Source organism: Acinetobacter sp. RW6 (genome assembly GCF_041956835.1).
Taxonomy (GTDB): Bacteria; Pseudomonadota; Gammaproteobacteria; order Pseudomonadales; family Moraxellaceae; genus Acinetobacter; species Acinetobacter calcoaceticus.
The window spans coordinates 1-14,004 of record NZ_CP167121.1; the positions used below are offsets into that span (position 1 = coordinate 1).

Annotated in this window: 7 protein-coding genes, 2 tRNA genes, 3 rRNA genes and 1 pseudogene; 11 read left to right on the forward strand and 2 right to left on the reverse strand. The window is 43.3% G+C overall.

The annotated features are described in order from the left end of the window. Positions 1-382 precede the first annotated feature (382 nt). The 8 genes and pseudogenes from ACB088_RS00005 to ACB088_RS00040 all read left to right on the forward strand — a co-directional run bounded on the left by ACB088_RS00005 (position 383) and on the right by ACB088_RS00040 (position 8,276). Positions 383-1,920: ribosomal RNA gene (locus ACB088_RS00005) — 16S ribosomal RNA — on the forward strand. A gap of 59 nt (positions 1,921-1,979) precedes the next feature. Beyond that, positions 1,980-2,056, forward strand: a tRNA-Ile gene (locus ACB088_RS00010). Between the two features lie 56 nt (positions 2,057-2,112). After that, positions 2,113-2,188, forward strand: a tRNA-Ala gene (locus ACB088_RS00015). Positions 2,189-2,560: 372 nt separating this feature from the next. Continuing rightward, positions 2,561-5,454: ribosomal RNA gene (locus tag ACB088_RS00020) — 23S ribosomal RNA — on the forward strand. 182 nt (positions 5,455-5,636) lie between these two features. Continuing rightward, positions 5,637-5,751, forward strand: a 5S ribosomal RNA gene (gene rrf / locus ACB088_RS00025). The 16S, 23S and 5S rRNA genes sit together here with 2 tRNA genes alongside, the layout of an rRNA operon. Positions 5,752-6,041: 290 nt before the next feature. Continuing rightward, a pseudogene (locus tag ACB088_RS00030) lies at positions 6,042-6,392 on the forward strand (GFA family protein). A gap of 20 nt (positions 6,393-6,412) precedes the next feature. Beyond that, positions 6,413-6,976, forward strand: a complete 564-nt coding sequence (locus ACB088_RS00035; RefSeq protein WP_375037673.1) for a DUF4256 domain-containing protein — start codon at positions 6,413-6,415, stop codon at positions 6,974-6,976. Between the two features lie 136 nt (positions 6,977-7,112). Further along, entirely contained in the window at positions 7,113-8,276 is a 1,164-nt protein-coding gene (locus tag ACB088_RS00040; protein ID WP_375037674.1) for an acyl-CoA dehydrogenase family protein, read from the forward strand. A 50-nt stretch (positions 8,277-8,326) separates the two neighbouring features. Here the strand turns inward: ACB088_RS00040 and ACB088_RS00045 are convergent, their stop codons facing one another. Beyond that, a complete protein-coding gene (locus ACB088_RS00045) occupies positions 8,327-8,827 on the reverse strand; it encodes a GNAT family N-acetyltransferase (protein WP_375037675.1) in 501 nt (166 codons plus the stop codon). Beyond that, the gene (locus ACB088_RS00050) at positions 8,824-9,423 is read right to left on the reverse strand and encodes a TetR/AcrR family transcriptional regulator (RefSeq protein WP_056481861.1); all 600 of its coding nucleotides are present in this window, start codon (positions 9,421-9,423) and stop codon (positions 8,824-8,826) included. The genes ACB088_RS00045 and ACB088_RS00050 overlap by 4 nt, the downstream gene beginning before the upstream one ends. 187 nt (positions 9,424-9,610) lie before the next feature. Between ACB088_RS00050 and ACB088_RS00055 the strand changes: the two genes are divergently transcribed. From ACB088_RS00055 to ACB088_RS00065, 3 genes are read left to right on the forward strand one after another with little or no spacing between them, the layout of a single operon-like run. Beyond that, complete coding sequence (locus ACB088_RS00055) at positions 9,611-11,416, forward strand: acyclic terpene utilization AtuA family protein (protein WP_375037676.1); 1,806 nt, start codon at positions 9,611-9,613, stop codon at positions 11,414-11,416. 20 nt (positions 11,417-11,436) lie between these two features. Next, positions 11,437-12,348 carry an SDR family oxidoreductase gene (locus tag ACB088_RS00060; RefSeq protein ID WP_026057069.1) on the forward strand — a complete coding sequence of 304 codons (912 nt, stop codon included), beginning with the start codon at positions 11,437-11,439 and terminating at the stop codon, positions 12,346-12,348. 10 nt (positions 12,349-12,358) lie between these two features. Beyond that, entirely contained in the window at positions 12,359-13,972 is a 1,614-nt protein-coding gene (locus tag ACB088_RS00065) for an acyl-CoA carboxylase subunit beta (protein ID WP_375037677.1), read from the forward strand. Positions 13,973-14,004 lie beyond the last annotated feature (32 nt).

Below are 14,004 nucleotides of genomic sequence, written 5' to 3' on the forward strand. Positions count from 1 at the left end.
CTATAATGCACATCCATCGGCGGTGATGCAGATAGAAACTTGTTGAAAAACAGTTACTTGGAATTGAGTGAGTTGCTTTAGGTAATGAATTTGATGAGAAGTTAGTTTTGAGAATAAGTTTTAAAAATATCGAAATTACCTGTTGACTTTTAAGAGATTAAGAGTAATATAGCCGACCTAGCTTGCTGGTGACGAACCAGTAAGAAGATCATTAAGAGATTATGAAGAACAACTTGTGTGGATTTTTACTGATTGATCGATCGAAATATTATCATTGATTGATTGGTTTAAATTACTCGAAGTTTATTTGAGCGAAATTTAAGTCAGAAAATTGATGAGCCAGAATTGGCACCTTGTCTTTAATAAGGTGCAAAATGATTTTTAACTGAAGAGTTTGATCATGGCTCAGATTGAACGCTGGCGGCAGGCTTAACACATGCAAGTCGAGCGGAGTGATGGTGCTTGCACTATCACTTAGCGGCGGACGGGTGAGTAATGCTTAGGAATCTGCCTATTAGTGGGGGACAACATTTCGAAAGGAATGCTAATACCGCATACGTCCTACGGGAGAAAGCAGGGGATCTTCGGACCTTGCGCTAATAGATGAGCCTAAGTCGGATTAGCTAGTTGGTGGGGTAAAGGCCTACCAAGGCGACGATCTGTAGCGGGTCTGAGAGGATGATCCGCCACACTGGGACTGAGACACGGCCCAGACTCCTACGGGAGGCAGCAGTGGGGAATATTGGACAATGGGCGCAAGCCTGATCCAGCCATGCCGCGTGTGTGAAGAAGGCCTTATGGTTGTAAAGCACTTTAAGCGAGGAGGAGGCTACTGAAGTTAATACCTTCAGATAGTGGACGTTACTCGCAGAATAAGCACCGGCTAACTCTGTGCCAGCAGCCGCGGTAATACAGAGGGTGCAAGCGTTAATCGGATTTACTGGGCGTAAAGCGCGCGTAGGCGGCTAATTAAGTCAAATGTGAAATCCCCGAGCTTAACTTGGGAATTGCATTCGATACTGGTTAGCTAGAGTGTGGGAGAGGATGGTAGAATTCCAGGTGTAGCGGTGAAATGCGTAGAGATCTGGAGGAATACCGATGGCGAAGGCAGCCATCTGGCCTAACACTGACGCTGAGGTGCGAAAGCATGGGGAGCAAACAGGATTAGATACCCTGGTAGTCCATGCCGTAAACGATGTCTACTAGCCGTTGGGGCCTTTGAGGCTTTAGTGGCGCAGCTAACGCGATAAGTAGACCGCCTGGGGAGTACGGTCGCAAGACTAAAACTCAAATGAATTGACGGGGGCCCGCACAAGCGGTGGAGCATGTGGTTTAATTCGATGCAACGCGAAGAACCTTACCTGGCCTTGACATAGTAAGAACTTTCCAGAGATGGATTGGTGCCTTCGGGAACTTACATACAGGTGCTGCATGGCTGTCGTCAGCTCGTGTCGTGAGATGTTGGGTTAAGTCCCGCAACGAGCGCAACCCTTTTCCTTATTTGCCAGCGAGTAATGTCGGGAACTTTAAGGATACTGCCAGTGACAAACTGGAGGAAGGCGGGGACGACGTCAAGTCATCATGGCCCTTACGGCCAGGGCTACACACGTGCTACAATGGTCGGTACAAAGGGTTGCTACCTAGCGATAGGATGCTAATCTCAAAAAGCCGATCGTAGTCCGGATTGGAGTCTGCAACTCGACTCCATGAAGTCGGAATCGCTAGTAATCGCGGATCAGAATGCCGCGGTGAATACGTTCCCGGGCCTTGTACACACCGCCCGTCACACCATGGGAGTTTGTTGCACCAGAAGTAGGTAGTCTAACCGCAAGGAGGACGCTTACCACGGTGTGGCCGATGACTGGGGTGAAGTCGTAACAAGGTAGCCGTAGGGGAACCTGCGGCTGGATCACCTCCTTAACGAAAGATTGACGATTGGTAAGAATCCACAACAAGTTGTTCTTCATAGATGTATCTGAGGGTCTGTAGCTCAGTTGGTTAGAGCACACGCTTGATAAGCGTGGGGTCACAAGTTCAAGTCTTGTCAGACCCACCATGACTTTGACTGGTTGAAGTTATAGAAAAGAAGATACATAACTGATGATGTAAGCTGGGGACTTAGCTTAGTTGGTAGAGCGCCTGCTTTGCACGCAGGAGGTCAGGAGTTCGACTCTCCTAGTCTCCACCAGAACTTAAGAGAAGTTCGGATTACAGAAATTAGTAAATAGAGGTTGTAAGATCTTAGTTTATTAACTTCTGTGATTTAAGTATCACGGTATTAAGCATGACCTGACGAAGGCATGTTTATTCATTAACAGATTGGCAAAATTGAGTCTGAAATAAATTGTTCACTCAATAATGAAAAGAGAAGAAGTAATTCTGATCTTGGAATTAATTGAGAACTAGCAAATTAACTGAATCAAGCGTTTTGGTATATGAATTAGATTGAAGCTGTACAGTGTTTAAATACACAGTACTTCAAACTGTAAGAGATTGATGAGAAATCATTGATCATGTCTTATTACTCCTTGTAGGTAATAACGACTGTTTGGGGTTGTATAGTCAAGTAATTAAGTGCATGTGGTGGATGCCTTGGCAGTCAGAGGCGATGAAAGACGTAATAGCCTGCGATAAGCTCCGGGGAGGCGGCAAATATCCTTTGATCCGGAGATTTCTGAATGGGGGAACCCACCTACTTTAAGGTAGGTATTGCAACATGAATACATAGTGTTGCAAGGCGAACGAGGGGAAGTGAAACATCTCAGTACCCTTAGGAAAAGAAATCAATTGAGATTCCCTTAGTAGCGGCGAGCGAACGGGGATCAGCCCATTAAGTTATGTGTGTTTTAGTGGAACGCTCTGGGAAGTGCGAACGTAGAGGGTGATATTCCCGTACACGAAAGGGCACACATAATGATGACGAGTAGGGCGAGGCACGTGAAACCTTGTCTGAATATGGGGGGACCATCCTCCAAGGCTAAATACTCCTGACTGACCGATAGTGAACCAGTACCGTGAGGGAAAGGCGAAAAGAACCCCTGTGAGGGGAGTGAAATAGATCCTGAAACCGCATGCATACAAGCAGTGGGAGCCGACTTGTTCGGTGACTGCGTACCTTTTGTATAATGGGTCAGCGACTTATATTCAGTAGCGAGGTTAACCGTATAGGGGAGCCGTAGAGAAATCGAGTCTTAATAGGGCGTTTAGTTGCTGGGTATAGACCCGAAACCAGGCGATCTATCCATGAGCAGGTTGAAGGTTGGGTAACACTAACTGGAGGACCGAACCCACTGTCGTTGAAAAGCCAGGGGATGACTTGTGGATAGGGGTGAAAGGCTAATCAAGCCTGGTGATAGCTGGTTCTCCCCGAAAGCTATTTAGGTAGCGCCTCGGACGAATACCATAGGGGGTAGAGCACTGTTTCGGCTAGGGGGTCATCCCGACTTACCAAACCGATGCAAACTCCGAATACCTATGAGTACTATCCGGGAGACAGACTGCGGGTGCTAACGTCCGTAGTCAAGAGGAAAACAATCCAGACCGCCAGCTAAGGCCCCAAAATCATAGTTAAGTGGGAAACGATGTGGGAAGGCATAGACAGCTAGGAGGTTGGCTTAGAAGCAGCCACCCTTTAAAGAAAGCGTAATAGCTCACTAGTCGAGTCGGCCTGCGCGGAAGATGTAACGGGGCTAAAACTATGTGCCGAAGCTGCGGATTTGACTTTTAAGTCAAGTGGTAGGGGAGCGTTCTGTAAGCCGATGAAGGTGTATTGAGAAGTATGCTGGAGGTATCAGAAGTGCGAATGCTGACGTGAGTAACGACAAAACGGGTGAAAAACCCGTTCGCCGAAAGACCAAGGGTTCCAGTCCAACGTTAATCGGGGCTGGGTGAGTCGACCCCTAAGGCGAGGCCGAAAGGCGTAGTCGATGGGAAATTGGTTAATATTCCAATACTTCTGTGTAATGCGATGAGAGGACGGAGAAGGTTAAGTCAGCCTGGCGTTGGTTGTCCAGGTGAAAGGAAGTAGGCATGCATCTTAGGCAAATCCGGGGTGCTCTATGCTGAGATCTGATAGCAAGCTGTACTTGTACAGCGAAGTGGCTGATACCATGCTTCCAGGAAAAGTCTCTAAGCTTCAGTTACACAGGAATCGTACCCTAAACCGACACAGGTGGTCAGGTCGAGTAGACCAAGGCGCTTGAGAGAACTCTGCTGAAGGAACTAGGCAAAATGGTACCGTAACTTCGGGAGAAGGTACGCTGTTGTTGGTGATGGAACTTGCTTCCTGAGCTGATGACAGCCACAGAAACCAGGCCGCTGCAACTGTTTATTAAAAACATAGCACTCTGCAAACACGAAAGTGGACGTATAGGGTGTGATGCCTGCCCGGTGCTGGAAGGTTAATTGATGGGGTTAGCGTAAGCGAAGCTCTTGATCGAAGCCCCAGTAAACGGCGGCCGTAACTATAACGGTCCTAAGGTAGCGAAATTCCTTGTCGGGTAAGTTCCGACCTGCACGAATGGCATAATGATGGCGGCGCTGTCTCCAGCAGAGGCTCAGTGAAATCGAAATCGCTGTGAAGATGCAGTGTACCCGCGGCTAGACGGAAAGACCCCGTGAACCTTTACTGCAGCTTGACATTGAACTTTGACCTTACTTGTGTAGGATAGGTGGGAGGCTTTGAAGTTGGAACGCTAGTTCCAATGGAGCCGTCCTTGAAATACCACCCTGGTAATGTTGAGGTTCTAACTCTGCCCCGTAATCCGGGGCGAGGACCATGTCTGGTGGGTAGTTTGACTGGGGCGGTCTCCTCCTAAAGAGTAACGGAGGAGTACGAAGGTGCGCTCAGCGTGGTCGGAAATCACGCGTAGAGTATAAAGGCAAAAGCGCGCTTAACTGCGAGACCCACAAGTCGAGCAGGTACGAAAGTAGGTCTTAGTGATCCGGTGGTTCTGTATGGAAGGGCCATCGCTCAACGGATAAAAGGTACTCTGGGGATAACAGGCTGATACCGCCCAAGAGTTCATATCGACGGCGGTGTTTGGCACCTCGATGTCGGCTCATCTCATCCTGGGGCTGAAGCAGGTCCCAAGGGTATGGCTGTTCGCCATTTAAAGAGGTACGCGAGCTGGGTTTAGAACGTCGTGAGACAGTTCGGTCCCTATCTACCGTGGGCGCTGGAAATTTGAGAGGATCTGCTCCTAGTACGAGAGGACCAGAGTGGACGAACCTCTGGTGTACCGGTTGTGACGCCAGTCGCATCGCCGGGTAGCTATGTTCGGAAGGGATAACCGCTGAAAGCATCTAAGCGGGAAGCCTACCTCAAGATAAGATTTCCCTAGGACTTTATGTCCTCTAAAGAGCCGTTCGAGACTAGGACGTTGATAGGTTGGATGTGGAAGCATAGTGATATGTGAAGCTGACCAATACTAATTGCTCGTGAGGCTTGACTATACAACACCCAAGCAGTTGTATATAAAGCATCAATCGATTCATTAATATGCAAAGCAACTTGATTTAGTTATACGCTTAGCTAAAATGAACAAAATAAAGTAAGACTCAATCAGCCCATCTGTAAAGATTTGGAAAACGCATCGGCAACTAATAAGACCAATGCAAGTATCCATACCAGTTGTGCTGGCGACCATAGCAAGAGTGAACCACCTGATCCCTTCCCGAACTCAGAAGTGAAACCTCTTAGCGCTGATGGTAGTGTGGGGTTTCCCATGTGAGAGTAAGTCATCGCCAGCTCATTATTCAAACACCCTCAACTTAACAGTTGGGGGTGTTTTTTTATGTCTGAAATAAATGACGAAAATAAAGAATTTAATGAAATTAAAGGCAATAAAAAGAACTCTTATAGAGTTCTTTTTTATATATGAAGGAAATTTTGAGCTCATTCTGATTTAGAAATGGGCTTCTAAACCAAAATATAGGCTTTTAAATTCAAACTTAAGTAGAATTAGATTACATTTTTATATGGAAAGTTATTTTTTAAACTGGAAAAGTAAGTAGCATGAGAATTATAAAGAGTAAGAAAAATGAAATATCAAGGAAGTTGTCATTGTGGTTCGATTAAATTTGTAGCGGAAGGAGAGTTATCAGAGGTTTTATCTTGCAATTGTTCAATATGCCAGAAGAAAGGTTCTTTGCTTTTGTTCTTACCGAGTAAGCAAGTTAAGATTTCTTTAGAAACCCCTGAAAATTTGGCGAATTACACTTTTAACAAACATGTGATTAACCATCCTTTATGTAAAATTTGTGGTATTCATCCTTATGCTTAAGGTACAAATGAAAAGGGTAATGCTATTTTTGCTATTAATGTTCGATGCATAGATGACATGGATTTAGAAAAAATAAAAATAAATTATTTTGATGGACGTTCAGCTTAATAAATACAAGGATTTACCCAATGGTAATTAAAAAGCAATTAGCTCCAAAGCAAATAGAAACGCTGATTGAGCTACTAAAAGATAGATTTGAAAAGAATTCACATCGGCATAAAGGAATAGAGTGGTTGAGTGTACAGACTAAACTAATTAAATCTCCTGACAAACTGTGGTCATTGCAAGAAATGGAAAATACTGGAGGAGAGCCGGATGTGGTGGCTTATAACAAACATAGTGATGAATATTTGTTTATGGATTGCTCTCCTGAGACACCAAAAGGCCGTAGAAGTCTTTGTTATGATCGTGAAGCTTTAGAGTCTAGAAAAGATCACCCACCTAAAAATAGTGCAATCGATATTGCTATAGAAATGGGAGTCGAACTTCTAACAGAAGAGCAATATCATCAATTACAAAAGTTAGGTGAGTTTGATCTTAAAACATCAAGTTGGCTTGCAACTCCAGATGAGATTCGAAAATTAGGAGGAGCGCTTTTCGCTGACCGTCGTTATGGTCGTGTTTTTGTTTATCATAATGGTGCGCAATCATATTACGCGGTTCGTGGATTTCGTTGCTGTTTAAGAGTATAGACTTTGCATTTTAATAAGAATAATTGGGTTTGATGTTTTATGCCAAGAAATTGGAGATTCTTGCAACTTTTGATTGATGCCAAACATGCCAAGATATACCTTGGAATTAAATAAAAACATCAGGATATCTCTAAAAATGCAATCCAACCCAATTTACTATAATGAACAACACATTGCTTTTGCAGATAATGTTCGTCGATTTGTACAAAAAGAAATGGCACCCTTTGTCAATGAATGGGATGAGGCAGAGACATTTCCAAGAGAACTTTATAAGAAGGCTGCTGAGATTGGTTTATTGGGACTAGGGTTTGCTGAAGAATATGGTGGTATTCCAGATGCTGATCCATTCTATTCATTGTTGGCTGGTATTGAAATGGCGAAGGCTGGTTCGGGTGGGGTTCATATTTCGCTGATGGTGCATACCATTGGTGCACCACCGATTCAGCATTTTGGTAGTGAAGAATTAAAAGCTAGAGTTCTCCCGAGTATTATTTCTGGTGAAAAAATTTCGGCCTTAGCCATTACTGAACCAAGTGGTGGGTCAGATGTTGCTGCACTTCAGACTAAGGCCGTTCGAGAGGGTGATTATTATATTGTTTCTGGTGAGAAAACCTTTATCACTTCAGGAATTCGCGCTGATTACTATACAGTTGCGGTGCGTACAGACCCGACTAAATCGGGTGCTGAAGGTATTTCGATGTTACTCATTGATGCCCAGAGTGAAGGAATCACTAAAACACCCTTAAAGAAAATGGGATGGTGGGCTTCCGATACAGCTCATTTGCATTTTGACCAAGTGAGAGTGCCTGTATCAAATCTTTTAGGAAAAGAGAATGCTGGTTTTAAAGTCATTATGAATAACTTTAATATGGAGCGTTTTTTCTTAGGTGTAGTGGCTTATGGCTATGCTCTAGTGTGTTATGAAGAGGCTTTAGATTGGGCCCAGCAACGTAAAACTTTTGGTAAGCGATTAATTGATCATCAAGTAGTCCGTCATAAGTTAGTGGATATGGCAACACAATTGACTTCAACGCGAGCATTACTTGAAGAAACTGCTTGGAAAATGACTCAGCCGAAGTTACAAGGGCCAGAGCTTGTAGCTCAAATTTCAATGCTTAAAAATGTTGCTACACGTACTATGCAATTTTGTGCTGATGCAGCTGTGCAAACTTTGGGTGGTATGGGGTTCATGCGTGGAACTAAGTCTGAACGTATTTACCGTGAAGTTAAGGTGAATATGATTGGCGGTGGGGCTGAAGAAATTATGAAAGATTTGATTAGCAAGCAGTTGGGTTATTAACTCTATTTATAAGGTGGCTTTTAAGCTGCCTTATCTCATTCTTGATCTATTTACCCTGCGGTTTCACTCCAGATTTCATTTAAAATTGCCCAACGTTCATGATCTTTCCACTCTTTTCCACCTACTCGAAGATATTGTCGAGAAAAACCTTCTTTGATAAAACCAGCATTTGCAACCAGATGAATTGAAGCAATATTTTCAGGTTGTATGTTTGCTTCAAGTCTATGCAAGTTTAAATTTTCAAATGCCTCTTTGAGTAATAATTTCAGACCTGCTTTCATATATCCTTGGCCTTGATAGGGGTGAAATACTTCATAACCTAAGTAAGCCGAGTGAAAATAACCTTTGATAATGTTAGAGATATTAAAAGTTCCGACAATTGTATGGTCTTTCTCTAGACAAACGAAATAGCGATGTTCTTGTACTAGGTAGTGTTGAAAGTCAGAGGGTGGATATGTCCAAGGTTGATGCAATTGAACACTGCGTTCATAAGCTTCTTTAATTTCAGCCAAGTCATTTATTTGAGGTTTACGTAAATAGACTGAACTCATTTCAAAGCCATCTCCCAAACCATTTCGGTCACTTCATCAATTTTGACCTTTCCTTCAGGTTTATACCAAGTGACGGTCCATGAAATCGCCCCACCAACTAAACGTCGCCAAATAAAGGCATCATGCTTTATCTTGCCCTTTGTGCGTAACTTTTCAATAACATCTAACCAGATTTGCTCATATTCATTACGCATTTTCAATAGATAATCTTGTTTTTCTTTTGAAAGAGCAAACCATTCATAAACCAACACAGCCATGGCAGCCCCAGTATCTCCAGTAATCGAGATGAGTTCTGCTTTAATTAGGGCACGTAATTGTTGCTCTGGATCTGTAGATTGAGTTGCTGCATCTTCTAAACGGGCGAGGTTATAAATGATGGTTTGCTCCATCACATGGGCAAGGATGTCATCTTTACTTTTGAAGTGATGGAATAAACTTCCCGATTGAATTCCAATAAATTGAGCTAGTTCACGCACAGTAGTTTTGTCATAGCCTTGCTTGTGAAATAGGTATGCGGCACCTTGTAATAAACGACCACGTGGGCTGTCATCAAAGCAAGAGATATTTGGAATCTGTTCAATTGAAGTAGCAATCATGCGTGCGGTTTGGTCCTTTAAATAAAAAATGAATACTAAAATTTTTTGCTAAATCTCACCATATTTCAGAATGATTATCGATTTTGGAAGATTTGGTCAACATCACAATAACATTTTGCTCTTTACAAACCAAGCGCTTGCTTGGTAATGTTGAGAATAATTTTTAAACAAAATAATGAGAAATAAGATGGCAAGTAATCAACAGGATGATGAGCGTGTCGTAAAGATAGGTTGCGCCTCCGGATTTTGGGGAGATACCAATACTGCTGCTTTTCAATTAGTGCATTTAACCGATATTGATTATTTGGTTTTTGATTATTTGTCAGAAATTACGATGTCGATTATGGCAAAAGCGAAAATGGTAGAGCCGAAATATGGTTATGCCTTAGATTTTGTCAGCCGAGTGATGGCACCTCTACTTAAAAAAATTGCAGAAAAAAAGATTAAGGTGATTAGTAATGCAGGTGGGGTAAATCCGCTTGCTTGTCGGGATGCTTTGCAAAAAATAATTAGTGAATATGGGTTAAATCTTAAAGTTGCTGTGGTCTTAGGTGATGATCTTTTAGCAAAGCAAGAACAGTTTAAACAACAAAATATTCAAGAAATGTTTAGCAGCGAACCCTTACCAGATCAGGTAGCGAGTAGTAATGCTTATTTAGGTGCTGTGGCCATTCGTGATGCCCTAAACTTAGGCGCAGATATTGTGATTACGGGCCGTGTTGTAGATTCGGCTGTGGTTCTTGCTCCTTTGCTTCATGAATATCAGTGGTCGCTCGATGACTATGACAAGTTGGCTCAAGGATCATTGGCAGGACACGTGATTGAATGTGGTGCTCAATGTACAGGCGGTAATTTTACTGATTGGCGCCTAGTGCAAGGCTTCGACAATATGGGATTTCCAGTGGTTGAAGTCAGTGAGGACGGCTCATTTGTAGTCACCAAGCCACACGGGACAGGTGGTCTCGTATCTACAGCAACAGTTGCAGAGCAAATCGTGTATGAAATTGGCAATCCACAAGCGTATTTATTACCAGATGTGATTGCTGATTTTAGTCAGGTGCAGCTAGAACAAGTCGGTGAGCATCGAGTACGTGTGACTGGTGCAACCGGGCAAGCGCCTACAGCACAATATAAAGTGAGTGCGACTTATCCTGATGGCTATCGGGTTTTAGTCAGTTTTCTAATTGCAGGACGTGAAGCACCACATAAAGCGCAAGTCATTGCCGATGCCATTTTAACTAAATGTGAGCGTGTGCTAGCAATGCGTTCAGTACCTCCTTTTAGTGAAAAGTCTGTTGAAATTTTAGGCATCGAAAGTACTTATGGCGCACATGCCCAAGCATTAAATAGCCGCGAAGTAGTCGTCAAAATTGCTGTGAAGCATATGTTTAAAGAAGCTTGTATGTTCTTTGCATCTGAAATTGCACAGGCTTCAACAGGAATGGCTCCAGCTTTGGCTGGTATTGTTGGTGGTCGGCCTAAAGCATCTCCAGTAATTAAGTTATTTTCTTTTTTAATTAATAAAAATCAGGTCAATATCGAAGTTGATTTTGATGGACAGCGCTATCCAGTTGAGGTGTCTCAAGATTTTTCTAGAGAGGAAATTAATACGTTACAAGCTGGTGAAAGTGCGGTTTATCAAGGAGATGAAATTGAAGTTCCTTTGATTGAAATTGCGCATGCTCGTAGTGGAGATAAAGGCAATCATAGCAATATTGGGGTCATTGCGCGTAAAGCAGAATATTTACCTTGGATTCGTGCAACACTCACAGAGCAAGCTGTTGCAAGCTATATGCAACATGTTTTGGATGCTGAAAAAGGACGAGTAATTCGTTATGAATTGCCGGGTTTAAATGCGTTGAATTTTATGTTGGAAAATGCCTTGGGTGGTGGTGGTGTTGCAAGCCTGCGTATTGACCCACAAGGCAAAGCATTTGCTCAACAATTATTGGATATGCCTGTAAAAGTTCCGGCAAATCTTTTAGAAAAATAAAATGAATGGATGAAACAAAGATGAGTTATCAATCAATTTTTAGACCAGATGCCTTTGCCAATAAAGTCATTATTGTGACCGGTGGAGGCTCAGGAATTGGTCGTTGTACTGCACATGAGCTTGCCGCGTTAGGAGCCCAAGTCGTAATTACAGGACGCAAAATTGAAAAACTGGAAAAAGTAAGCCAGGAAATTACAGAAGATGGCGGACTCGTTCATTTTGTTGTGTGTGATAACCGAGAAGAAGAACAAGTTAAGAATATGATTGCTGAAGTGATTGAGAAGTTCGGCAAGCTTGATGGTTTAGTTAATAATGCGGGCGGTCAGTTTCCTTCGGCGTTAGAAAATATCTCGGCAAATGGTTTTGATGCAGTCGTGCGTAATAATCTGCATTCAACTTTCTATTTAATGCGTGAGGCTTATAACCAATGGATGGCAAAACATGGTGGCAGTATTGTCAACATGACTGCCGATATGTGGGGCGGCATGCCAGGAATGGGACATTCAGGTGCTGCACGTTCAGGGGTTGATAACTTAACCAAAACAGCATCGGTCGAGTGGGGGAAATCTGGCGTTCGAGTGAATGCTGTAGCGCCGGGTTGGATTGTTTCATCTGGCATGGATAATTATAGCGGTGATTTTGCCAAGGTGATTATTCCAAGTCTTGCTGGCAATGTGCCTTTAAAGCGCATGGGAACCGAGTCAGAAGTTTCATCAGCAATTTGCTATTTGTTATCTGATGCTGCGGCTTTTGTCTCTGGTGTGACCTTACGTATTGATGGGGCAGCATCGCAGGGAACACGAATGTATCCGCTAGGCGATGCGACAAATAGCGAATCTTATAACGGTTTCCATCGTGCGTTTATCCCTGAAATTTTTAAAAAAGATAAGACTGAAAAAGCTGAGCAAAACAATAATTCAGGCTTGGAGTGAGGGATAAAGAATGACCATTCTCCAATCTGAAATTGCTATTGGTAGTGAACAGTATCAAAAGAATAAAGATGTACTCCTTGCTCAGTTGAGTGAGGTTCGTGCAATTCAGCAAAAAAGCATTGATAAATCATACGCTGCTAAACCAAAGTTCGATAAAAAAGGCAAAATTTTGCCCCATGAACGCGTGCGGTTATTGCTAGATGCCGACTCTCCTTTCATCGAACTTTGTGGTTTAGTTGGCTACAACATGCATGATGATAAAGATGGCTCTGAAGCTGGTGGTGGCGTGATTGCTGGTATGGGTTTTGTTAGTGGCGTGCGTTGCCTAGTCTCTGCAAGTAATAGTGCAATTAAGGGTGGAACCATGTCGCCCATGGGCGTACAGAAAACCTTACGCTTGCAAAAAATTGCCTTAGAACAAAAACTTCCGCTGATTACGCTAACCGAAAGTGGTGGCGCTAACTTGAATTATGCAGCAGAAGTATTTACCTACGGTGGTATGACCTTTGCCAATCAGGCCCGCCTTTCAGCAGCAGGTATTCCGCAACTAGCTGTTGTACATGGTAATGCGACAGCAGGTGGAGCTTATCAACCTGGGCTTTCTGATTATGTGATTGCGGTACGTAAACAGACCGAAATGTTGCTTGCAGGCCCTCCATTACTCTTGGCTGCAACTGGTGAAGTGGCAACGGCTGAAGAATTGGGCGGAGCAGAAATGCACTCTCAAATTGCCGGAACCGCTGAATATTTGGCAGAAAATGATGCCGATGGTATTCGACTTGCACGTGAAATTTTTGAGCATCTAAACTGGAAAGAACAGATCAAACCAGTTGATGCAGTCTATAAAGAACCTTGTTACGATGCCGATGAATTATTGGGTGTGATTCCAAGTGATCCTAAACAACCATTCGATATGAAAGAGGTGGTAGCCCGAATTGTTGATGATTCAGATTTTCTTGAATTTAAGCAGGAATATGACGATTTAACTGTTTGTGGCTGGGCAAAAATTGGTGGCTTGCATATCGGTATTATCACCAATAATGGTCCGATTACCCCTCAAGGTGCGGCGAAAACAGCTCAGTTTATTCACCTGTGTGAACAGACACAGCGTCCCCTATTGTTCTTGCATAACACTACTGGTTTTATGGTGGGTACCGATGCAGAGCAAAACGGTATTATCAAACATGGTTCAAAATTAATTCAGGCTGTGGCCAATTGTACCGTACCTAAAATCTCGGTTGTGGTAGCCGGGTCGTATGGAGCTGGCAACTATGCGATGTGTGGACGTAGTTTATCGCCAGACTTCATTTTTGCTTGGCCGAACTCACATGTTGCTGTAATGGGCGCCGCTCAGGCTGGAAAAGTCTTACGTATTGTGGCCGAAGGCAAGCAAAAAGCTTCAGGTCAGGAGCCTAATCCACAAATGCTCGATTTTCTGGAGCAAAGTACAGCCATGAAATTGGAGCAACAGTCTACAGCACTTTTCAACACTGCCATGTTGCATGACGACGGCATTATTGACCCTCGCGATACCCGAAAATTACTAATTTTCCTTTTACAAACCATTTATGAAGCACAGCAGCGGACATTGAATCCAAGCCGTTTTGGGGTGTCTCGCTTTTAAGCAACTTTTACCGCAATTAAAAAAATTATCAG